This is a genomic window from Duncaniella sp. (assembly GCF_029056165.1).
Classification (GTDB): Bacteria; Bacteroidota; Bacteroidia; order Bacteroidales; family Muribaculaceae; genus Duncaniella.
Window position 1 is genome coordinate 24,791 of the sequence record NZ_JAIDBW010000015.1, and the last position, 22,742, is coordinate 47,532.

Consider the following 22,742-nt stretch of genomic DNA (forward strand, 5'->3'; position numbering starts at 1 on the left):
ATTCCTATGGGAAAAATATTAACAATTCTATTAGTCCTTATATCGGGTATTAAATGTTATGCTCAATCGGCTGATTACGAATTTATTGATGCAGAGGTCACATCTCCTAAATCTGTCAAAATCACGTTAAAAACATTTGCTCAGACAAAAAAGACAGTAAATTTCGAAGCTCAATGTGCGGCTCTTAAGATTATCATGTTTGATGGTATAGACGGTACTATATACAGTAGGCCATTATTAAATCAAGGAACAATGTTAATTAATGATCGTAATGATTATTTTGATGAATTATTCGGCTCTAGATTATCAACTTTTATCAGACAGACAAAGATGGAGTCAGATTTTAAAAAGGCAGAAAAAGGAGAAAAATCAACTCTATTTACAGTAGATGTAAATTATATCTCATTGAAAAAGGATCTTGAAAAGAATAATATTAAAACACAGTTAGGCTTATGAAAAAAATACTACTATTTCTGTACGTGATCTTTATCACTATAGGGAGTGCTGCACAGACAACACAACCTAAAATAATGGTTATACCTTATACTAAGCAAGGTGAAGATATTCGAAATATTCTGGAAGCTGATGAAAATAAGCGCATAGTATTGACTAAAATCAAAGAAGCTTTTGATGAACGCGGCTATTCGACTATCGATTTTGTCGCAAAACTGAAAGCAATCGAGAGTGGTAATACTTTCAATATTGATAATCAGTCAGATATTAAATCTCAGATTATTGATATGTCTGGTGCTGATATTTATGTTGAGGCCGAAATTACATGTCAGCAGGGAATAGGTGGGAGTGATAATAAAAGAGAAAGTCGAGTTAAAATCATTGTCACTGCCTATGATTCTGCAACAGGAGAATCATTATCTAACAAGATCGGTGAAAGTGGCGTGTTCTATACGAATGATATTGCTAAGTTAGGCATGAAAGCTATCTCATCTTGTGCAGACGATTTTTTGAGAATAATGCAAGAAAAATTTACGTCAATGGCTGAAAATGGTAGATCAGCTATGGTACAGATTGGACTGAGTGACAGTTCAGATTTCAATTTGGAATCTGAAGTAGGTACAGAGGGATTACAATTGCAAGATGAAATAGAACTTTGGATAGAGGAACGTGCATATAATGGAGATTATCATATACAAGGTGTGACAAAGACTAAAATGATTATTGATGATGTTAAGCTTCCTCCGGTAGATCCTGTAACCGGGAAGAGCTATACTTTATCAAAATTAAGTATTGATTTTATGAGGTTTTTTAGGAAACTAGGTATTCCGGTTTCTCGAAGTACAAGAGGAAACACTCTTTACATTACTATAAATTAAGTTGTCATGAGGAATCTATATTTTTGGGTTTTAGCTTTATGGACTTTTTCACTAAGAGCCCAAACATTAAATGATGTTGGAAAAATAGCTATAGGATTTGATGTCCCAGATGAATGTTCTATTGAAACGATTGAATTGAAAGACTATCTAAAGAATAAAATCTCACATTGGATTGCACAGGCCGGTTATTCTACGTCTGGAATATCTTCTTTTTATCTTATACCAGATATTTCAATTGATGAAGAGGATATTGCTGAAGGTGGAATGAAAAACGTGTACGTTATATCGGGAACTTTATATTTAAAGATTATACAATCAGATGGTGATGTTATTTTTTCATCAATCTCGCTTCCCTTTCGTGATTCAGCCACAAAAAAGATGTCTGCAATAAAAAATGGTATTGCGAAGCTACAGTATAATAAGATGATTCCTTTATTAGATGAGGCAAAAGTAAAAATACTAAAATATTATGAATTAGAGAAAGTAAATATATTTTCGCAGGCTGATATAATGACCAGACAAGGTAATTATGATGGTGCAATTGCCTATTTAATGTCAATTCCATCATGTTTAACATCGATTTATCAGGAGGCATTAGAAAAAGCGAATAGTGTTCTAGATGAGCAAGTTAGAATTTACAATGATAGTATTTTAACTTTAGCCAATAGTTATTTGGCTAAACATGATGCTCAGATGGCATTAGATGTGCTTAGTTCGTATCAAGAAGCCAAGAACGAACAAAATATTCGTTATAAAAATATGGTGGTGAAAGCGGAAGGTCTTGTGACTTCTGCAGAATTGGCAGCAGCAAGAGAAAAGCGCCAGCGGTATTTGGACGCAAAAGAAAGACAATATCATCAATGGGAAATAGAAGAAAAAGAGCAGAATCATAGGATTGCTATGGATAATCAGCAAATGGCCTATAATCGGGAAGCTCTAGCTTCAAATGAAAGATTGACAGCTCAAAAAATAATGTCCCAAGAAAGGATTACTGCTCAACAGATTACGTCAAGTGAGCGAACTGCCGCACGGCAGATAGCATCGAATGAACGATTGAGTTCTCAAAAAATAAATGCGTTAAAGAGTATTGCATGTACTTATTATCGCAATAATCCAACAAAAACAATAGTTGTTAAGCATCAATATTAATCTTATTATTTTTATGAAGAAATTCTTATTTTTTGTTTGTATGATGACAATATCTCTGACATTGTTATCACAAACTGCGGTAAATGCAGATGGATCAATAAAATACCGTGGGAATGTTGCGATCATTGTGACAAGCCATAATTTTACATTCAAAGATGGTGTCTTTGAGAAGAAAGTCGAGGATGAGTTAATAACAGAATTAAAATCAGCCTTGAATGCGATGGCAATGCAAAAATTTGGTAATTCTAATTTTGGAATTGTCAATCGTGATAATGAGGCATATACAAATGTAAAGAAGGCTCTTGAAGAGCAAAAACTCGAAGATTATATCGATGGTTTCTCCGTACAAGCTAAGGGCGAAGGTGCAGATATACTTTTTCTTACAGATATAACGACATATAATGAGAATGGTATTTGTCAGATTTTTATTTCGTGTCGCTTGATAAATATAGTAAACAACACTGGTTTTCATTATTCTATGAAATCGACACCAATTTCGATGTCAAACACAGTTGAAATGAATAAACAGATAATATCCTTAGTAAGACAATATGAGGATTTCTTGTATTCTCATATTTTAGATGTTTATCCTGAGCAATACGCAATCTCTAAGTCTGATGGTAAGAAACTTTACTTATCAGCTTATCAACCTAATGGACGTATATTGAAGGATGATAAATTCTATGTATTCGAATATGGACAAGAGATTTTAAGTATTGGAAATAATAATCAACCTGTTCAAGTTCTAAAAAAAATAGCAACTGCAACAGATCCAGAATCTTCAGGTGGATATTGTGTAGTAAAGGCTGAAAAGGCTATTAAACCATCAAATAATATTGTATTATTTAGAAATCAAAATGAGCCAATGGTTACTCCTAGTCCGTTGTTATTTACCTACTTCTCTCTACCTTATGAACCCAATACATACGATGGATTTATTAGGAATAGGGTAAATAATGCTGTATATGATGCACTTACGCGTCATCCGGGAGCTATAATAATAGAACAAGAACATTTGCCAGATCTTAAAAAAGAACGAGAATTACAAAAGACAGAGGACTTTATAGACGGACACGTTGTAGAACAGATGAAAGCTCTTGGTTCACAGTATATGTTGCATCTTGATAATTTTAAGATGAATGGAAATCAAGTTTCATTTCAATTAAATATGATCTCTATTGAGCAGAATCGAATTCTGCGAACAGTAGATGTCGTGACATCTATAGACAATATTGAAAACGAAATGTACAAACAGATTTGTGAACGAATTTCTTATCCATGTACTATTGAAATGAAGGATAAAAAGAATATGGCGATCCTCACAGGTTGGTCTTTACCTTTGGATTCAAAAATAATTATACAAGCAACAAAAGAAATACAGAATCCCCTGACCGGAGAACCGAGCTATACTAAAGTTCAAATTTGTAAAGGTACAGTGACTGAATACATGGGTTGTAAGTCTATTGTAAAAATAGATGATGTTTTAAGTGATGAGGATTTTAAAACACTTCCAGTGTATTCTAAATCAGGTGTAGTAAATATAATGCTGGATAGCTCAGGTATAAAGACTAATACAGATACTATGAGTGATGTAGAGAAAGCCGTTCAAAAAAATGAGAAATCAGAAAAACGCAAGTCTATGCTGAATAGACTAGGGAATAGCTTGCAGCAAAGTATTCAGATTAGATAAAATCATTACTATCTGTTAAATAATGAGGATGTACCAAGTTAAAAATACTTGATACATCCTCATTGGTGTTTTGTATAATTTTAAGTCAATATCTTTTAAAAGATTGTCTGTATTTTATGCAGGATGGAAAAATCTGAGTAAATTTGCAGCCGTTTTTCGCATGGAGAAAGTTAGTGAAACAATAATTGAAATAATATGGTTGATATATGGGTAGTCATAATAAACTGAATGATAGAGATAAGAAAGCAGGTATGCAGAAGGAGAAGCTTTGGAATTCCAACTATTGCAAGGCGATGGCAGGTAATTTCATGATGTTTTTCTCGTTCTATCTGCTCACTCCTCTGCTCCCTATCTATCTCGACGCACAGTTTCATGCCGATAAGGACCTTATCGGACTCGTACTTTCAGGCTATGTGATCGCTGCCCTGATAGTCCGGCCGTTCAGTGGCTTTATAGTTGACAGTTTCAACCGTAAGAAGGTGTTGATGCTGTGTTTCTTCTTTTTCTTTATATGTTTCACCGGTTACATCGGGGCAAGTACAATCCTGATGTTTGCAATTGTCCGTACCATCCACGGATTGCCTTTCGGCGCGACCACCGTGGCAAACAGTACGGTGGCAATAGACGTGCTTCCGTCATCACGCCGTAATGAGGGTGTGGGGTTCTATGGGCTCAGCAACAATCTCGCAATGGCCATCGCACCTTCGGCCGGTATCTATATCTATTCGATCACCGATAATTTTTCGCTTCTGTTCTGGATCTCGCTTGTAGTGGCATTCGTAGGATTCTATATGGCATGTTCCATCAAACTCCCTGCGAGGGCACTTGTGGCTGATAAGCCTAAGCTCAGTCTCGATCATTTCTTTTTGGGCCGTGCATGGCTGATGGCCATAAACATACTGTTCTTCGGTCTGTGCTGGGGAGTGATGAGCAATTATGTGGCTCTCTATGGAAAGCAGGAGCTCGGAATTACGGACGGCACGGGGCTTTTCTTCGCGCTGCTTTCTGCCGGACTTTTCGTGTCGCGTCTTTACGGCGTCAAGTCGCTGCGTGAAGGCAGGCTGACTGAAAATGCCCTTGAAGGAGCATCGATAAGCTGTGTAGGTTTCCTGCTGTTTGCCCTCTCGCCCGGCACGTGGGCCTATTATCTTTCGGCGATACTCATAGGTCTCGGCAACGGACGCATGTATCCAGCGTTTCTTAACATGTTTATATGTGTGGCGCGTAAGGATCAGCGTGGCACGGCCAACTCTTCGATACTCACCTCATGGGACTGCGGGATGGGTCTTGGAATCCTGCTTGGCGGTTTCCTTGCCGAGTATATAAATTTCTCGGCTGCATTCTGGGGAGCGGCTGTCTCGCAGATAGCCGGAACACTGCTCATTGTCTTTTTCACGCGTAAGTTTTTCAAAGCGCGGATGCTGCCAGAATATATGCCCGGAAATAATGAACCATAAGAGTGTTAAATAGTTTGTATTTAGTAGGAACGTGGAAACAAAGGTGCTAATTTTGCAGAGACGTTTCGTTTATCCTCACGTAGAAAGAATTTTTTTGAGAAAGGGAAAGAAATAGATGGCAGTAACAGCAAGCACATCGACGGAAGACCTTGGAGTAAAATCGGTCGGCAAACTCCTTGCGCAATATTCCATACCTGCGATCATTGCAAGTGTGGCTACGTCGCTCTACAATATTATCGACAGTATTTTCATCGGACGCGGGGTCGGCCCCATGGCCATTGCCGGTCTTGCCATCACATTCCCGCTGATGAACCTTGTGGCGGCTTTCTGTATGCTCATTGCAGCCGGCGGCGCGACAATTGTATCTATTTTCCTTGGTCAGAAGAACTATTCGCGCGCCACAGATGTGGTCAACAACGTGTTTACCTTATGCCTTATCCACTCCATCGTATTCGGAGGTCTCACACTCATATTTCTTGAACCGATCCTGCTGTTCTTCGGAGCTACCGCAGATACCGTCGGCTATGCCAAGGAATTTATGGAGGTGATCCTTTACGGTACACCGATTTCCTACGTGTTCATCGGTCTAAACAATCTGATGCGAGCCACAGGCTATCCGCGCAAGGCAATGGTGTCGGCACTGATTTCAGTGGCTGTCAATCTCGTCCTTGCTCCAATATTCATCTTTGTTCTTGAATGGGGCATCCGTGGTGCCGCATGGGCTACTATATGTGGCCAGTTCTCGGCTTTTGTGTGGGTACTGTCCCACTTTCTGTCCAAAAAGAGTTCAATCCACTTTCAGAGTGGCAACAAGTGGTTGTCGTGGTCCATCATAAAGCGCATTTATGCTATCGGGCTTTCACCGTTCCTGATGAACGTGTGTGCCTGTGTGGTCGTAATCTTCATCAATCGTGCCCTTCTTGACTACGGTGGTGCGGAGGGAAATCTCGCAGTCGGTGCTTACGGTATCATCAACCGCACGACCATGTTCTTCGTGATGATTGTCTTCGGAGTTACGCAGGGTATGCAGCCTATTCTCGGCTATAATATAGGTGCTAATCATTTTGACCGCGTGAAGAAGGTGCTTCGTCTCGGTATATTTATCGGAGTTGCCATCACGTTTGTCGGATGGATAATAAGCGAGGGTATGCCTGACACGGTTTCGGGACTCTTTACCACGGATGAGACGCTGACACGCATAGCGCGCGAAGGCTTCCGCATATATTTCATCGCTTATCCTGTTGTCGGATGTCAGATAGTGATACAGAACTTCTTCCAGAGTGTAGGTAAACCGCAGATGTCGATCTTCCTCTCTCTGACCCGTCAGCTTCTGTTCCTCATACCGTTCCTGATCGTCTTGCCTCGTTACTGGGGTGTGGCAGGTGTCTGGGCTTCTATGGCCGGATCGGATTTCATCGCTTTTGTGGTTGCCATATTGACTCTCTGGTGGTGGATGGGACATACCATGCGCCGTATGGAGCAGCGGGCCGGAGTGTTGCCGCAGTCCGACGCGAAACAGTAAAAGTAATAATTGAAGAATAGTATAGATCAAAAATTACAGCCGGGAATGTGGTTGTTTTGATGCGTGACTATTCTACATATCTAAATCATAGAAACAACAATGCAGCAGACTATAGATATAAGGGTCACGCCTAAGGTGGCCGGTGAGCCGATGCTTTTAAAGGCTGATCTTTCAAACCGTCTCGGAGTGGATGCAAACGCCATAAAGCACATCACTGTGGTGCGTCGTTCCATTGACGCACGTCAGCGTCAGGTGATGGTCAACCTTTCGCTCAAAGTTTATGTCGATGAGATCCCAGCTAACGTATCGCTTGTCAGGCCGATCGACTATCGTGAACTTTCCGGAAGTGAGCAGGCCATCGTTGTCGGTGCGGGACCGGCCGGACTTTTCGCTGCGTTGCGTCTGATTGAACTGGGTATAAAGCCAATTGTTCTTGAACGCGGCAAGGATGTTGACTCGCGGCGTAAGGATATGGCTGCGATTGCTCGTGAAGGAGTCGTGGATCCGGATTCAAATTACTGTTTCGGAGAGGGTGGTGCAGGTGCTTACTCTGACGGCAAGCTCTACACACGTTCGAAAAAACGCGGATCAGTGGATAAGATCCTCCACATATTGGCACAACACGGGGCTTCGGAGGATATTCTCGTGGATGCACACCCCCACATCGGTACTGATAAGCTCCCGGAGGTCATAAAGGCTATGCGCGAGACCATAATCCGCTGTGGCGGCGAAGTACGCTTTTCAACAAAGGTGACCGATCTGCTCGTTCAGGACGGTGTGGTGAAAGGTGTGGCGACAGCGGACGGAGCAAGTTTTACTGGTCCGGTCATACTTGCCACAGGTCATTCAGCGCGTGACGTGTATCGGATGCTTCATTCGCGGGGCGTGGCAATGGAACCGAAAGGTCTTGCCATAGGTGTGCGTCTCGAACATCCGCAACAGCTCATCGACCGTCTGCGCTATCATTCCAAAGAGGGTAGGGGTAAGTATCTTCCGGCTGCCGAATATACCATGCTTACGCGTGTGGATGATCGTGCGGTCTATTCGTTCTGCATGTGTCCGGGTGGTTTTATTATTCCTGCTGCAAGTGAGGACGGACAGCTTGTGGTCAACGGTATGTCACCATCCAACCGTGGCACACGCTGGGCCAATTCCGGAATGGTGGTAGAGATTCTGCCTGAGGATGTCCCGGTGGTGGATGACGGCGACGAGACACTGAAAATGATGCACTTTCAGGAGATGATAGAGAAAGCCTTTTGGGAGGAGGCTGGACGCACACAGAATGCTCCGGCTCAGCGTATGGTCGATTTCGTGAACTCACGTCAGTCGGCCGATCTTCCTCAGACCTCCTATGCTCCGGGCATCCATTCATCGCGTATCGACCGTCTGTTGCCCAAGGGAATCGCACGCCGTCTGCAGCAGGGATTTAAGGATTTTGACAAGAAAAATAAGGGTTTCCTTACCAACGAAGCCGTGCTCATCGGCGCGGAGACCCGTACATCGTCGCCCTTGCGTATCCCCCGCGATCCTGAAACTCTCGGTCATGTGAAGTTGCGCGGATTGTTTCCTTGCGGAGAGGGCGCAGGCTATGCCGGAGGTATAGTTTCAGCGGCTATTGACGGTGATCGTGCCGCCGATGCTGTCGCAGCCTATCTTGGGGTTGTCAAGGAGGCATAGTTGCGAGCTGTCTAATACAAATTGGGTATCAGGTGCGTTTATGAGTCCTGAATAATCATTAAAAATGAGTATTTCTGTCCAGTGAGGGATAAAGTAATTTTGTACTCTAAAAAATTGCGGTACAAATATTCACATTTCTCACCTGATGACATCACTCCACCGGCCCACCATTTCATTCTCCGGACTCCTCTTTTTGCTTGTCCTTGTACTTGCTACAGGGACGGCTTCCGCTGTTCCGGCCGGTGACCGAATTGAGCTCACGGTGGTTGATAGTTCGGCCTCAGCTCCGGTAGAGTTTGCCGCCGTCACGTTTTCATCGCTTGACGGAAAGGAGTTGAGGGGCGGACATACTGATTCGGATGGACGTTTGTCACTATACTTACCCCAAGGCTCATGGACGTTGGAAGTGAGTATGGTTGGTTTCAAACCTTTGCGGCGACAGTTGGACCTCAGTGGCGATCTTCGCCTGCAACTGTCACTTGAGGCTGCCGAGTCACTTTCAGAGGTAGTGGTTACAGCGCGTGAGGCACGTAGTGCGACATCCGCATCGCTTATCGACACTACGGCCATGCGACATCTGCAGCCGTCAAGTTTCAGTGACCTCATGTCGCTTCTGCCGGGTGGTGTGACTAAAGATCCTGAAATGGGGGCGGTCAACAGTATTGCCCTGCGTGAAGCAAACGGCATCACACCCACTGACGATTATGCTACATCAGCCCTCGGAACAGCCTTCGTGGTCGATGGTGTAAGGCTAAATACAGATGCCGATATGCAGACAACTCCCGATTCAGGACATGGTGACCGTATCGCTACCGGAAAGGGTATCGACATGCGTTCTCTTTCTACGGATGATATTGAAAGTGTCGAGATCGTGCGCGGTATTCCGTCCGTTGAGTATGGTGAACTTACTTCTGGACTGGTCAATATAAAACGTAAGAGCGGGGCAAGTCGTTTCGAGGCTCGTTTCAAGGCTGATACACAGAGTCAGCTGTTCTATGCCGGAAAAGGTTTTGACGTATTCGGGAATGACAGGTGGATCATAAATACCGGACTTGATTATCTTGATTCCAAAATTGATCCGCGCAATAACCGCGAGAATTTCAAGCGAGTGACCGCTTCTGTCCGTAGCCTGCGCCGTTGGGGCAACAGCGATTTGAATTTCAACTGGTCATCAAACGTAAGTTACAGTGCTACTTTTGAGAAGGATGACAACGATCCTGACCTCGCCGTCAACAATACGGTGGATTACTATAAGAATGACAAGCACTCTGTCAGGTGGGACAACCGTCTGACTTACACTCCTGCCTCTCCGTCGCCTTTGCAGGAACTAAGCCTGACATCGGGAGTGAGCTATTCACATGACCGCCTCGTGCAGCAGAAACACGTTGCTTCATCGCGCGTGCTTCCCCTCCCTGTTTCAACTGTGGAAGGAAGCAACTATACAGGTTATCTGCCGATGCTTTATCTCGCCGATTACCGTGTTGATGGTGATCCCTTCACAGCAAGCGTTAAAGGTGCGGGTCGCTTCCGTTTCGGGGCAGACCATATTGCTTCAGTATTGAAGACCGGAATCGAGTGGAACATGAGCAAGAACTATGGTCGCGGTGCGGTTTATGATACATCACGTCCGCTGACAGCAGCCAATTCTACCCGTCCGCGCGCATTCAGCGATGTCCCTGCCATGCACCTGTTTTCGGCCTACGTTGAAAGCGAAACGCATTTCTATGCGGGCCGACATACCGTCAGTCTGACTGCAGGTCTGCGCGAGACTCAGCTGCTTCATCTTGACAAGAAATATAAACTTAACGGAAAGCCATATCTTGATCCGCGTTTCAATGCTGTCTGGAATCTGCCCCATCTTTATGTCAGGACCTATCCGCTGAGTTTTGAACTTGCGGCCGGTGCGGGTTGGCACACGAAAATGCCCGTAGCCGCCTACCTCTATCCCGATAAACTCTATTCGGACTTCGAGCAGCTGAACTATTACCACAATGTCGAGGCCTATAGGGTCATGAATGTTATGACATATATAGAGGACATGACAAACTATTCTCTCCGTGCCGCACGAAATTTCAAATGGGAGGTGCGTGCCGACGTGACTTATCGTGGCAACCGTCTGTCAGTAACTTATTTCCGTGAGGATATGAAGGATGGATTCCGTAATTCCGGTTTCGTGCACACCTATCATTACAACCGTTATGATGCCTCCGGGTTTGATCCGGAAGCAGCCGGTCATGCTCCTGCCATAGAAGATCTCCCATATACCTCTCAGACATATCTTGCGGTGAGGAGCAAGACTACCAACGGAAGCCGCACGTATAAGGAAGGTGTTGAATATACGTTCCAGTCACGCCGTCTGCCCAAGATCAACACCCGCATGACGGTTTCGGGAGCATTTTTCAAGACTACCAACAGCAACAGTCAGGATCTTTGGTATAAACCCTCGATAATTGTCAATAATCAGGAATTGCAGTACGTCGGGCTTTACGATGATCTTGACGGAAGTGAGTACAGGAGTTTCAACACCAATGTCCTTTTCGATACGGATATCAAGCGTCTCGGTCTGAATTTTTCAATCGGAGTGCAGAACGTGTGGTTCACGTCGCGCCGCACTCTGCGTCGTGACGGCATACCGGTGCAGTATATGGATGTCAATGGTCAGCTCCATCCTTACACCGAGGAATGTCTGTCTGATCCTTACCTGAAACAACTTGTCAGGAATTACACCGAAGGTTCGTTTGCACGTCAGACAGTACCGTCTTCTACCACAGTCAATTTTAAGGCTACGAAATCATTCTGGCATGATCGTGTCGGGCTCGCCCTCTATGTCAATCGTCTGTTGGCCATCGAACCGACATATCAACGCTATGGAATGACCATACGAAGATATTCGACCCCATACTTCGGAATGGAACTTAATCTGAAAATATGATTCATGTTCCCAATTCATCACTATAAGGAAAAATATCAAATAAATATAATCTAAATACATCTAAAATCATGACATTTAACAAATTTCAGATCAGAAATCTGTTTCTTTCAGCAGTGCTGACCACTTCAATGTGTGGCGTTTTCACTTCGTGTTCCGATGACGATGACAAGCCCGAACCGACTTATCCCATTACAGTGACGGAGACCCTCCCGGCAGAAATTCCGGCATCGTTCAGCATTGTTTCAGGATCTGTTACCTGCAAGGAACTTAATACTGATCGTTCGACTACATTCCAGCTTCCGCTGACTTCATCCGATGTCCTCCCCGCAGGAACATACGATATTGACGGAACAATGGTGGTGAAATATGTCTCCGCCGGTGGTACGGATGTAGAGCAGACGCTGCGCACGGTAGCCACCCAGCAGGTAGTAAGCGCGACAGGTACCCCCATCACACTGAAATGGTTCTTCTATAATCCTGAGAATACTCTCGTGTTCGGTGAGATATACTGTGCGGGTTCACCTAACGCCGCAGGTACAAACGGACTTTACGACACATTCTTCACCATCTACAATAACACTGATGAGATCCAGTATGCCGACGGTCTTGCAATTGTTGAGAGCAAGCTTACTAACGCTTCCACAGATAAGATTCTGACAGATGCGAATCTTCCTGAAAATAATTTCACTGTAGGTGCGGTTTATGTCATCCCCGGCAGTGGCAAGGATGTTGCCATCAATCCCGGCGAGTCTATCAAGATTGTGGATCAGGCAATCGACTGGAGCGAACAGGTGAACGGTGCGCTCAACCACACCGATGCGGATTTCGAATGGTACGATGTCGTGACCACCGGAACTGTACGCGATACTGACAATCCCGATGTGCCTAACCTTGACAAGTGGTTCTCATACTCCGCCACCATCTGGCTTCCCTCCAACCAGTGCAACCGTTCCTATGCTCTCGTGCGTTTCCCCGAAGGCATGACTGCTGAGAAGTTCCTCGCGGAGCAGGAAGGCAATTATACATATATCAATGCCGCTACCGGTAAGGAAATGAGCGGTACGAAGGCTTATCTTGTGAAGTATGAATGGATTCTTGACGGCGTCAACCTTTGTCCTGAAGAGAGCTGGATTTCAGGTGCGCTCAGCACTACGGTTGATGCAAGCCATGCAGCCATCTCGCAGGCTAAGCTTGACAAAGGCCGTTTCGGTAAGAAGTTCGTCCGCAAGACAGCGGGCGTATCGGCTGCAGGTCATACTGTACTCATGGATACCAATGATTCTGCCAACGATTTCAACATCGTCTCTGCAAAATAAGGAATACTGATTTAATTCAATCTGATGTCTGAATCCCCCCGACACTACAGAACAATCTGTAATCTAACTCTGATGTCCGTTGCCCTGCTGCTTTCCGAAGCGGCAGGGTCACGGACTACTGTTGGGCTATTGAGGGAACTGCAACGCCTATCCCTTCCGGTACAAAGCATGACGCTGAGCGATTATGAAGCCAATCCGGCTACGATGATGAACCGTGATACGGTCTCAATTTCGTCGTTTGCCGTCGGTATGGATCTGGACAGGGAGGATAAGCCGGTCATGGAGCAGACCGGCGACGGGCATGATCTCTTCAGGATCACTGCAAGTTCCTACACCCGTCTTGATGACAGGAGTGTCGTGTGGGGCGATGCCGCTTTTGTGACAGGCAAGTATCGTGATGTACGCTGGACTGACTGTATTGATTATATGCGTGTGGCTCCTTACGTCCTTGGTGATGAGGTCGGAGGTGATCTGAGTACACGTAACTATAATTTTTCCGGAGGTTATGCACGGGAGTATGGTAAGTGGGATTTCGGTGGGCAGATAGCCTATCGTGCCGAGATCGCCTACCGTAACCGCGATCCGCGTGTCAAGAGTGTGGTGTCCGATCTCTCCGTCAATGCCGGAGCTGCATATCGTTTCGGCCATTATCAGCTTGGACTCAAAGGAGGAATCAACGTCTATAACCAGAGTTGCGACCTTGATTTCTACAGTCCGGTAAATGAAATAAATACTTACACGCTTACCGGCTTGGGCACATATTACCGCCGTTTCATGGGCAATACCAATAAGAACAGCGGTTATTCATCGGTCGGTTATGATGCCGGCTTCCAGTGGTTGCCTGTTAGCGGCAAGAACGGTCTGTCAGCGAAGGTCGGCTATACCCACTACCGGATGGAGCAGCAGTTGCGCAATTTCAATAATCTCACGCTGGGTTTTACTGACAATGATCTTGTTTCATTCAGTTTGGCATACCGTTTCGCTCTCACCCGCGCACTGGTTTGCCGTCCGCTTGTCCAAGGTCAGATGTTCAGCTGTAAAGGCACTGAAAATCTGTTCGGTACATCAGCAGGTGCGAGTTATGACAAAATCGGTAGCCGTAGCCCGTATAATTTCTCTGACAAATCATTCAACGTGACGCTCCCCTTTGAACTGACCACCGGTGTGGCGCGGTTTACAGCGACTCCGCAGATAGGATATACCTCCCGGAGCGAGAGTTACAACGAACCGTATCGTCATCTCGCTGTCGATCATCTCATACCCGGTCTGCAGATGGATTTCTCTACCATTTCATCCGGCAAATGGCTCTGGAATCTCACGGTCAATGCATCCTATGCCAAGGCTGATGCTTCTGATCCGGTGCTGACCGATCTGGAAACTTCGACATCGCTCGGAAGATGTGTGCTCGACAATTACTCGATGCTGAAGGCCGACCGGCGTAGGTGGGGAATCAGCTGTGATTTAAGTCACGCGCTCAGTTCCTTCATCCTGTCGCTCCGCGCAGAGTATGATATGACGGACTATGTAGGGCAGGGGACATGCCACCACTTCATGCTGACTGTCGGTGCATCATTCTGACATTTCTGAACATAATAGCTAAATTTAATTTATCCATAGGAAAATAATGAACGGAAACTCTGAATCTGTAATCTCTGTAAAGAACCTTACCCAACGCTACGGTACCGGTAGGGTGATCTACAGTGATCTGAGTTTTGAGGTGCCTAAGGGCAGGATACTCGGCCTGCTCGGTAAAAACGGTACCGGAAAGACAACTACAATAAATATCCTCATGGGCTATCTCCGCCCGCAGAAAGGGGAATGCCGGATTTTCGGCGAGGATATAACTTCTCTTTCGCCTGCCACACGTGCGCGCATAGCCTTGCTGATTGAAGGACATGTACAATACTCATTCATGACCATTGGTCAGATCGAGCGTTTCTACTCAAGCTTTTATCCGCGCTGGAATCGTGATGCCTACTATGAACTCATGGCCAAGCTCCATGTGTCGCCCGGACAGAAAATCTCATCGATGTCATGCGGTCAGCGTTCACAAGTGGCACTTGGTCTTATTCTTGCGCAGAATGCCGATCTGCTTGTGCTCGACGATTTCTCTCTGGGGCTCGATCCCGGTTACCGCCGTCTCTTCATCGACTATCTGCGGGAGTTTGCCAAGGCCGAGGAAAAGACAGTGTTCATGACCTCTCACATCATTCAGGATCTTGAACGTCTCATTGACGACTGCATCATGCTTGACTACGGCAAAATCCTCACGCAGATGCCTGTCGATGATCTGCTCAGGGATTTTTCACGCTATACGCTCCCGACAGATCTGTCTGCAGATAAGTTCAACAATCCCGAACTCTTCATCAACCCCGGAAAGATCCGCAACGAACTTGAATTTTACACTTTCAAGCCCATTGAGGAGGTCCGTGCCGGACTTTCCGCGCTTGGTGTGAGCGATGCCGGGCTTGAACGTCGTGAGATGTCGCTCGAAGATGCATTCATTGGTCTGACTGGTAAATATTGATAGGAAAATAAAATGGAAAAAGCTCTTATATTCAAGGAATGGGTCAAGACGCGCATGGTCTTTTTCATATCGCTTGCACTCGCCGTATGCGTGGCCCTTTATGTCGTCCTGATGATGAAGCGTCTGATCGAACTCAAGGGCGTGGATCATCTTTGGCTCATAATGCTCCTGAAGGACAACACTTTTATTGATATAATCAAGTATATCCCCTTGGTGATCGGTCTGGCACTGGGCGTGGCTCAGATGGCACCGGAAATGTCGCAGAAACGTCTGAAACTCACTCTCCATCTTCCTTATCCCCAGCGGAAACTCATCGGCCTCATGCTCCTTACGGGTATGGCCGAACTGCTTGTGATCTATGTAATTCAGGCGTTGATCATCGCTGTCTATGATTCTACCATTCTCCCTTCGGAACTTGTGTGGCGCGTCATGCTGACCACTTTCCCGTGGTACTTTGCCGGATTCACTGCCTATCTTTTCGTGACATCCATCTGCCTTGAGGGAACATGGATGCGACGTGTGATACTCGCTCTGCTCGGCATTGCCGTACTGATGATTTTCTTCCTGCAACCTGTTCCGGAAGCCTACAACGGCATGATCATTATCTTCCTCCTCACCACCCTTATTCTCACTATTCTCTCATTTGGTTCAATCATAAGGTTCAAGGAGGGCCGTCAGGATTAAGAGATGAAAAAGGCATATACAGTTTTACTCGTAGCGTTAAGCATTATTGTTCTGTCATGGTTTCTTCCGTGGCTCTATTGGATAATCTTCCCGGTCGGCGGTTCAGATCCGTTCATAGCATATTCGCCTGTCAGCGGTCAGATGATAGTTTCCGAGATGGGCGATGAGAAAGTACCACTCATCTATGCTCTTGATTCGGAAGGCGGACGTCAGCCGGGTACATTCACCCGCGAGGAGCGAGATTCATTGCTCCCTCAGATCTACTATACCCAGCTGATGGCCCGTGAGGCTCTCCCAGATACTATTGCCGGAGTCGAGGTGAGTGTCCCGGCTTTCAAACACAGTCAGTGGGTGTTTTCATCGATCCCACGTGATATAAATAAGGTTCACCCAGAAGTTTATATGATCATGGAATCCATGCCAGCACGCGTGGATCTTGAAGATCCGACGGAGGTGTTTCGTTTCCGCGACGGTCAGGTTCAGTTCATCGACATGGAGACCAATGCCGTCAATGAATCCCGCTCGAAGCGATTTACCGACATTTTCAATGACCGTGAATTTAAGCTTCCTGTCAAAAGTTTCTCGGCCAATATCACGAGCCGTAAGCCTTATGACGAGGGTTATCTCATGGCCGATGCTGCCGGTGATCTCTATCACCTGAAGATGCAGGCCGGTCGTCCTTATCTCATGAAGGTGATCAAGCCTGATTCGGTCAGAGTGGCTCATGTGTTCGTCATGGAGAATGTCGATAACCGCCACCTCGGTTTCATGACGGATGACAATGACAACCTTTACATCATCGAACGTGAGGGCTACCGTATCGTTCCTTTGGCGGTAGGAAAGGTTGATCCTGAAAAAGACCGCATTTCGGTGGTCAAGAATCTGTTCAATATGATAGTCAAGATCACATCCCCCGAAGGCGTGCGTTGGACAGCTATTGATTCGGACGATTATAGCCGTCTTGCCGGTTATACCGCTCCATATAATGAAAGTCTTACGGAAAAGATAGCCTCATATATATTCCCTTATGAGCTTTCGTTCACGTCTGTCAGCGACTGTTACGCTTCACCGAGAGTCGAGGGCATTTCTTGGCGTGCACTTTTTCTCAATGCTGTGCTGGCTCTTGCGGTGTTCATAGTGGTGCGTCGCCGTCAGGAATCAACTGTCGTGGGATCGCTCACTGCTGTTGTCGTCACTTTCGTGTTCGGTATCTTTGCATTTATCCCTATGATACTTATAAAGAACTGAACTGTATAATTGATATCCGTGTCTAAACGTTCAATAGATAAAAGTTTAATATATTTATAATTACAAAAATGAAAAAGACATCAATTTTCACACTTCTTGCATTCGTCTGCATGATCATGATTTCGTGTGGCGGTTCATCTAATGGTTCATCAACCGACAATTCGACTGCGGCTCTCAATGTCGATGAGGTTCTTGCCAATCCCGACAATTATCTTGGCGATACCATAGTCATTGAAGGTGTGTGCTCCCATCTTTGCGCTCATGGCGGGAAGAAAGCATTTATCGCCGGTTCGGCTGACAGCATTATGCTCCGCTGCGAGGCATTCCCTCTGATGGGAGAGCCTTTCCCAAAGAGCGTTGTACGCCGTCCTCTTCAGGTAAAAGGTATCCTCCGCGAGGAACGTGTTGACGAGAATACCATTCAGGAAATGATCCGCAGAAATGAGGAGGCTCAGGCTGCTGCAAATGTCAACGGTGAGCTTACCGATGCCGCTCCTGCCAAAGCTGAGAGCGGTTGTGCTACCGAACGTACGGCCAAGGGACAGCGTAATCTCACTACATTTGAAGAACGCATCAATGACTTCCGTACCAAAATCGCTGCCCGTCAGGAAAAGGAGGGTAAACCTTATCTCTCATACTACTTCCTTGAGGCTTCATCCTATGAAGTCCTGCCGGAATAATCCACTGTCAACCGATTTGATTAGATATAGAACTTAGCTGTTAAAACGCAGAGGATATGTCAAAAACAAACTGACATACCCTCTGTTTTTTATTCAAGATAGTTTTAGTATAATTAGTTTGCAGGATGCGGCGTAATAGGCTCATGGAGGTGAAAATACCAATGCTAAACCGCGAAGCGGTGATGCAATCATAGCTCCACATCGACAAAGCGGAGGTTGAAAAAATTGACCGTAGGGAAATTTTTCATGCCGTAGCGCGGGAGGTGTGGGGTTGGTTGGCAATACCAAAGAAGTCGGCGTCGAAGACGTCGGATAGAGGAGTAGCATTTAGGGATCTACTGAAACACTATTGTCTGTGAAATGACAAAAAACTTTGTCCGACGTCTTCGACGCCGATATTATTTAATCATAGCCCCACGCCTCGTCGTTACCGGACAATACTCGCCCTGATGGGCTTCGTTGTCCGGTAACTCCTCGTGGTGGGGCTATGATTGCACCACCGCTTCGCGGTTTATTATAATAGATGTATCTCCTCTTGTAATTTGATGCGTCATTGTGGACGCTTAATCAGATTTATGTATCAACTTATCGTTTGCCATAGCTCTCCGTCGGTTCGGCTGCTATGCCGGCCGGAGTGTCGGAGATGGTGTAGGAGTCATTGCTGTGCGGGCTGATTATCTTATTGTAGATGGCTTCCAGTGAGGCTTCGCGCTCCTTGGAGTTTCGTAACGAGCACTCCCACACGCGTATCACTCTCCATCCGAGAAGCCGGAGATCGACATCGTTGCGATAGTCGCGCGCGATGTTCAGATTGATCTTATGTCGCCAGAAATCGACATTGCTCTTTGGCAGACGGAAATAACGGCAATCCTTGTGTCCATGCCAGAAACATCCATCTACAAACACCACAGTACGGTATTTCCTGAAAACAATGTCCGGACTTCCCGGAAGTCGTGAATTATTGACACGGTAGCGCAAACCTTTGGCATGGAGGAAGCGTCGCACGATCATTTCAGGACGCGTATCCTTACCATGTATCGCAGCCATACATCTGCTGCGTTCTTCTGGGGTCATTACATCGGTCAAGGTGAGGAGGAGTTTGGTTAAGCAGTGATAGGTATCATCGGTTGAGATACATCTCGTCGTAATAACTCTCGTAGTCACCGGAAGTAATATTGTCCATCCATTCCTGATGGTCGAGATACCAACGGACGGTTTTCTCGATACCCTCCTCGAATTGCAGTGATGGTTCCCAGCCGAGTTCTTTCTGGAGCTTGCGTGAATCTATTGCATAGCGCATGTCGTGGCCGGGACGATCAGTGACGTAGGTTATGAGATGGTCACTCGTGCCCTCCGGATTTCCGAGAAGCCGATCGACAGTCCGTATGATCACGCGGATGAGATCGATATTCTTCCACTCGTTGAAACCACCTATATTATATGTGTCACCGGCTTTACCTTTATGGAAAATAAGGTCGATCGCACGTGCATGATCCTCGACAAAAAGCCAGTCACGGACATTCTCACCCTTGCCATAGACAGGGAGCGGCTTTCCATTGCGGATATTATTGATGAAAAGGGGGATCAGTTTTTCAGGGAACTGGTAAGGGCCGTAATTATTTGAGCAGTTCGTGACGAGTGTGGGCATTCCGTAAGTGTCGTGATATGCCCTGACGAAATGATCACTCGATGCCTTCGAAGCCGAGTAGGGGGAATGCGGGTTGTACTTGGTGGTTTCGAGGAAAAATTCCGTACCGAATGCCTTATGATGTTCAGCCGATGAAGCGGCGGTAGAGAAAGGCGACGGGATACCTTCGGGATGGGTTAAGGCAAGTGCGCCATAGACTTCATCAGTAGATATGTGGTAGAATAGTTTCCCGGCATAGCCCTCCGGCAGAGATTCCCAGCGTTCGCGGGCAGCCTGAAGGAGCGCGAGTGTACCCATTACGTTGGTTCGGGCAAAAGTGAAAGGATCTTTGATGGATCTGTCAACATGACTCTCTGCAGCAAGATGGATCACACCGTCGATCATATACTCTGCAAACACGCGGCGCATTTCATCAAGGTCCGCGATATCAGCCTTGACAAAGACATAGTTGTCGCGCTTCTCGATATCCTTGAGGTTGGCAAGATTGCCGGCGTAAGTCAGTTTGTCGAGATTGACTATCCGGTAATCGGGATATTTATTGACAAAAAGACGCACCACATGATTCCCGATGAATCCTGCACCGCCGGTGATGAGGATATTGCGTTTGTAGAGTTTATTCATTGCTGTCGGATTTGAGGTTGAGGATACATTTTCGTAGCGAATCCACCCAATAGGGTATTTCCTGCCCGAATGTCTGTTTGAATTTAGTCTTGTCGAGCACTGAGAATGACGGACGCGTCACGGCAGAAGGAAATTCGTTGCTGTGACAGGGTTGAATGTTGCAGGTGTGCGCTGTTCCGTCCGGATTACGCATGGATCCCGCCAGTTCACACGACATTTTTGCAAGGTCAAACCATGAGCAGACTCCCTCGTTGGAGTAATTGTAGATACCGTCCGCTTCCTTATACTTTCCGGAATCGATGATCCCGACAATTGCTTCCGCAAGATCGCCGGCGTATGTCGGAGAGCCGATCTGATCAAACACCACATTCAGTCCGTCGCGCTTTGCGGCAAGACCGAGAATGGTTTTTACGAAGTTCTTACCATATTCCGAATAAAGCCATGCCGTACGCAGGATGATGTGGCGACATCCACTTGCCATGATGGCTTCTTCACCATGAAGCTTTGTCCGTCCGTAAGCCCCGGTAGGATTGACGGGTTCATCCTCCGTGCGCGGAAGATTTCCCGTGTTGCCTCCGAAGACGTAATCGGTCGAGATGTGTATGAGCGGTATTCCAGCCATCTTTGCTGCATGGGCAAGATATCCGGCAGCCGTGGCATTGATCAGTTCCGCAATGTCTTCCTGCTGTTCGGCCCGTTCCACATCCGTGAAAGCCGCGCAGTTGACGATCAGTTGGAAGTCGTTGGCACTTACTCCGAGTTCAACCGCTTCCTTATCCGTGATGTCTATGTCATCGGCATCAGTGAATATGTATTCGTTATGTGAGTTGGCGGAAGCGTTGCGGAGACATGTGCCGAGCTGGCCGTTTCCACCGGTGACGAGGATTCTCATAAGCAGGAAAAAATAAGGTCTGTCCTAAAATCAGAAATTTAACACCGTGCGGAAAAAATGGTTGATTCCGCACGATGCTAAATTTCGGTGTGTATTGCAACTTGGACGTGGAATTATCACTGAAATGATATTTCACACTGAAATGATATTTCAAGTGTCCATTATTACGTCCATTCCGAGGAAAAATTCTTTAGAGAACTTTCTTGTAAAGCTCGACTACGTCCTCGATGGTCACGTCGCGGGGGTTGCCCGGAGTGCATACGTCAGCGATAGCCTGCTCGGAGAGAGCGGGGATATCCTTTTCGGTAATGTTGATCTCAGAAAGGTGCTGGGGGATACCGACCTTGATCGAGAGTGCCTTGACGGCATCGCAAGCAGCCTGAGCGGCTTCCTCGCGGGTCATGCCGCTGATGTCAACACCCATAGCCTCTGCGATGGCAGGATACTTGTCGAGACATGCAGGCATGTTCCACTCCATGATGGTGGGGAGAAGGAGGGCGTTGGCCACACCGTGGGGGACATCAAAGAGTGAGCCGAGGGGATGTGCCATACCGTGAACGAGGCCGAGACCTACGTTGGAAAATGCCATACCTGCGATGTACTGAGCTACGGCCATTGCGTCGCGGGCCTCTGCGTTCGAAGGCTCTGCCACTGCGGTCGGGAGGTTACGGCTGATCATACGGATAGCCTCGATCTCGAACATATCGCTCATTGCCCATGCACCCTTGGTGATGTAGCCTTCGATTGCGTGAGTGAGGGCATCCATACCGGTAGCGGCTGTGAGCGAAGCGGGGAGCGAGTACATGAGTTCTGCGTCAACGATGGCAACTGCGGGGATATCGTTGGGATCGACGCACACCATCTTCTTCTGATTCTCTTCGTCGATGATCACATAGTTGATGGTTGTTTCAGCTGCAGTTCCGGCAGTAGTCGGGAGAGCTACGATGGGCACGCACTTGTTTGTGGTAGGAGCGCAGCCTTCGAGCGAAACGATGTCAGCAAATTCAGGATTGTTGATGACGATACCGACAGCCTTGGCTGTGTCGATGGATGAACCGCCACCGATGGCGATAATGAAGTCAGCACCTGATTTCTTGTAAGCCTCGATACCGTTCTTGACGTTGGTGACGGTGGGGTTGGGCTTGACATCGCTGAAAATCTCGTAGGGGATACCGGCTGCATCAAGCACGTCGGTTACCATTTTTGCTACACCGAATTTCACAAGACCTGCGTCAGTGACGATAAACGCTTTATTTTTACCGAGACGTTTTACGACTTCGGGAAGCTCTTTGCGAGCACCCGGTCCGAAGTATGAAACTTCATTGAGGATAAATCTGTGGATCATGTCAGATAGTAAGTTAATTTATA

The 22,742-nt window shown here is 46.3% G+C and carries 18 protein-coding genes; 14 read left to right on the plus strand and 4 right to left on the minus strand.

The window, feature by feature from the left end; genetic code table 11:
- Positions 1-6 precede the first annotated feature (6 nt).
- The 14 genes from K2G41_RS04130 to K2G41_RS04195 all read left to right on the plus strand — a co-directional run bounded on the left by K2G41_RS04130 (position 7) and on the right by K2G41_RS04195 (position 18,213).
- Complete coding sequence (locus K2G41_RS04130) at positions 7-456, plus strand: hypothetical protein (protein ID WP_300114859.1); 450 nt, start codon at positions 7-9, stop codon at positions 454-456.
- Positions 453-1,331 carry a DUF6175 family protein gene (locus K2G41_RS04135; protein ID WP_300114862.1) on the plus strand — a complete coding sequence of 293 codons (879 nt, stop codon included), beginning with the start codon at positions 453-455 and terminating at the stop codon, positions 1,329-1,331. Before K2G41_RS04130 ends, K2G41_RS04135 begins: the two co-directional genes overlap by 4 nt.
- Before the next feature lie 6 nt (positions 1,332-1,337).
- Complete coding sequence (locus K2G41_RS04140; protein WP_300114865.1) at positions 1,338-2,480, plus strand: hypothetical protein; 1,143 nt, start codon at positions 1,338-1,340, stop codon at positions 2,478-2,480.
- A 13-nt stretch (positions 2,481-2,493) separates the two neighbouring features.
- Positions 2,494-4,170: a hypothetical protein gene (locus tag K2G41_RS04145; RefSeq protein WP_300114867.1), complete on the plus strand. Its 1,677-nt coding sequence runs from the start codon at positions 2,494-2,496 to the stop codon at positions 4,168-4,170.
- Positions 4,171-4,421: 251 nt separating this feature from the next.
- Positions 4,422-5,627, plus strand: a complete 1,206-nt coding sequence (locus K2G41_RS04150; RefSeq protein ID WP_300114869.1) for an MFS transporter — start codon at positions 4,422-4,424, stop codon at positions 5,625-5,627.
- 115 nt (positions 5,628-5,742) lie between these two features.
- Positions 5,743-7,149, plus strand: a complete 1,407-nt coding sequence (locus tag K2G41_RS04155; RefSeq protein WP_300114872.1) for an MATE family efflux transporter — start codon at positions 5,743-5,745, stop codon at positions 7,147-7,149.
- A 99-nt stretch (positions 7,150-7,248) separates the two neighbouring features.
- On the plus strand, positions 7,249-8,826 hold the full coding sequence (locus K2G41_RS04160) for an FAD-dependent protein (protein WP_300114875.1): 1,578 nt from the start codon (positions 7,249-7,251) through the stop codon (positions 8,824-8,826).
- Positions 8,827-8,971: 145 nt separating this feature from the next.
- Positions 8,972-11,758 (plus strand): carboxypeptidase regulatory-like domain-containing protein, encoded by a 2,787-nt coding sequence (locus K2G41_RS04165; protein WP_300114877.1) that lies wholly within the window; start codon positions 8,972-8,974, stop codon positions 11,756-11,758.
- A 68-nt stretch (positions 11,759-11,826) separates the two neighbouring features.
- Positions 11,827-13,074, plus strand: a complete 1,248-nt coding sequence (locus tag K2G41_RS04170; RefSeq protein ID WP_300114880.1) for a DUF4876 domain-containing protein — start codon at positions 11,827-11,829, stop codon at positions 13,072-13,074.
- Between the two features lie 168 nt (positions 13,075-13,242).
- Entirely contained in the window at positions 13,243-14,652 is a 1,410-nt protein-coding gene (locus K2G41_RS04175) for a DUF6850 family outer membrane beta-barrel protein (protein WP_300114883.1), read from the plus strand.
- A 46-nt stretch (positions 14,653-14,698) separates the two neighbouring features.
- Positions 14,699-15,601, plus strand: coding sequence for an ABC transporter ATP-binding protein (locus K2G41_RS04180; protein ID WP_300114886.1), 903 nt, complete (start codon positions 14,699-14,701; stop codon positions 15,599-15,601).
- 12 nt (positions 15,602-15,613) lie between these two features.
- Positions 15,614-16,285, plus strand: coding sequence for a hypothetical protein (locus K2G41_RS04185; protein WP_300114889.1), 672 nt, complete (start codon positions 15,614-15,616; stop codon positions 16,283-16,285).
- A 3-nt stretch (positions 16,286-16,288) separates the two neighbouring features.
- Positions 16,289-17,533: a DUF4857 domain-containing protein gene (locus tag K2G41_RS04190; protein ID WP_300114892.1), complete on the plus strand. Its 1,245-nt coding sequence runs from the start codon at positions 16,289-16,291 to the stop codon at positions 17,531-17,533.
- A gap of 68 nt (positions 17,534-17,601) precedes the next feature.
- Positions 17,602-18,213 (plus strand): hypothetical protein, encoded by a 612-nt coding sequence (locus tag K2G41_RS04195; protein WP_300114894.1) that lies wholly within the window; start codon positions 17,602-17,604, stop codon positions 18,211-18,213.
- A gap of 585 nt (positions 18,214-18,798) precedes the next feature.
- Here K2G41_RS04195 and K2G41_RS04200 read toward each other — a convergent pair.
- The 4 genes from K2G41_RS04200 to fucO form a co-directional block, all read right to left on the minus strand.
- Entirely contained in the window at positions 18,799-19,287 is a 489-nt protein-coding gene (locus tag K2G41_RS04200) for a very short patch repair endonuclease (RefSeq protein WP_300114897.1), read from the minus strand.
- Positions 19,288-19,333: 46 nt separating this feature from the next.
- Positions 19,334-20,482 (minus strand): dTDP-glucose 4,6-dehydratase, encoded by a 1,149-nt coding sequence (locus tag K2G41_RS04205; RefSeq protein ID WP_300114900.1) that lies wholly within the window; start codon positions 20,480-20,482, stop codon positions 19,334-19,336.
- Complete coding sequence (rfbD, locus tag K2G41_RS04210) at positions 20,475-21,374, minus strand: dTDP-4-dehydrorhamnose reductase (RefSeq protein ID WP_300114902.1); 900 nt, start codon at positions 21,372-21,374, stop codon at positions 20,475-20,477. Before rfbD ends, K2G41_RS04205 begins: the two co-directional genes overlap by 8 nt.
- Before the next feature lie 190 nt (positions 21,375-21,564).
- Positions 21,565-22,719: a lactaldehyde reductase gene (gene fucO, locus K2G41_RS04215; protein ID WP_300114905.1), complete on the minus strand. Its 1,155-nt coding sequence runs from the start codon at positions 22,717-22,719 to the stop codon at positions 21,565-21,567.
- Positions 22,720-22,742 lie beyond the last annotated feature (23 nt).

Excerpts from the sequence above, each read along its gene's own strand:
- K2G41_RS04130 (WP_300114859.1), top strand. The coding sequence starts at position 7 with ATGGGAAAAATATTAACAATTCTATTAGTCCTTATATCGGGTATTAAA.
- K2G41_RS04135 (WP_300114862.1), top strand. The coding sequence starts at position 453 with ATGAAAAAAATACTACTATTTCTGTACGTGATCTTTATCACTATAGGG.
- K2G41_RS04140 (WP_300114865.1), top strand. The coding sequence starts at position 1,338 with ATGAGGAATCTATATTTTTGGGTTTTAGCTTTATGGACTTTTTCACTA.
- K2G41_RS04145 (WP_300114867.1), top strand. The coding sequence starts at position 2,494 with ATGAAGAAATTCTTATTTTTTGTTTGTATGATGACAATATCTCTGACA.
- K2G41_RS04150 (WP_300114869.1), top strand. The coding sequence starts at position 4,422 with ATGCAGAAGGAGAAGCTTTGGAATTCCAACTATTGCAAGGCGATGGCA.
- K2G41_RS04155 (WP_300114872.1), top strand. The coding sequence starts at position 5,743 with ATGGCAGTAACAGCAAGCACATCGACGGAAGACCTTGGAGTAAAATCG.
- K2G41_RS04160 (WP_300114875.1), top strand. The coding sequence starts at position 7,249 with ATGCAGCAGACTATAGATATAAGGGTCACGCCTAAGGTGGCCGGTGAG.
- K2G41_RS04165 (WP_300114877.1), top strand. The coding sequence starts at position 8,972 with ATGACATCACTCCACCGGCCCACCATTTCATTCTCCGGACTCCTCTTT.
- K2G41_RS04170 (WP_300114880.1), top strand. The coding sequence starts at position 11,827 with ATGACATTTAACAAATTTCAGATCAGAAATCTGTTTCTTTCAGCAGTG.
- K2G41_RS04175 (WP_300114883.1), top strand. The coding sequence starts at position 13,243 with ATGACGCTGAGCGATTATGAAGCCAATCCGGCTACGATGATGAACCGT.
- K2G41_RS04180 (WP_300114886.1), top strand. The coding sequence starts at position 14,699 with ATGAACGGAAACTCTGAATCTGTAATCTCTGTAAAGAACCTTACCCAA.
- K2G41_RS04185 (WP_300114889.1), top strand. The coding sequence starts at position 15,614 with ATGGAAAAAGCTCTTATATTCAAGGAATGGGTCAAGACGCGCATGGTC.
- K2G41_RS04190 (WP_300114892.1), top strand. The coding sequence starts at position 16,289 with ATGAAAAAGGCATATACAGTTTTACTCGTAGCGTTAAGCATTATTGTT.
- K2G41_RS04195 (WP_300114894.1), top strand. The coding sequence starts at position 17,602 with ATGAAAAAGACATCAATTTTCACACTTCTTGCATTCGTCTGCATGATC.
- K2G41_RS04200 (WP_300114897.1), bottom strand. The coding sequence starts at position 19,287 with ATGACCCCAGAAGAACGCAGCAGATGTATGGCTGCGATACATGGTAAG.
- K2G41_RS04205 (WP_300114900.1), bottom strand. The coding sequence starts at position 20,482 with ATGAATAAACTCTACAAACGCAATATCCTCATCACCGGCGGTGCAGGA.
- rfbD (WP_300114902.1), bottom strand. The coding sequence starts at position 21,374 with ATGAGAATCCTCGTCACCGGTGGAAACGGCCAGCTCGGCACATGTCTC.
- fucO (WP_300114905.1), bottom strand. The coding sequence starts at position 22,719 with ATGATCCACAGATTTATCCTCAATGAAGTTTCATACTTCGGACCGGGT.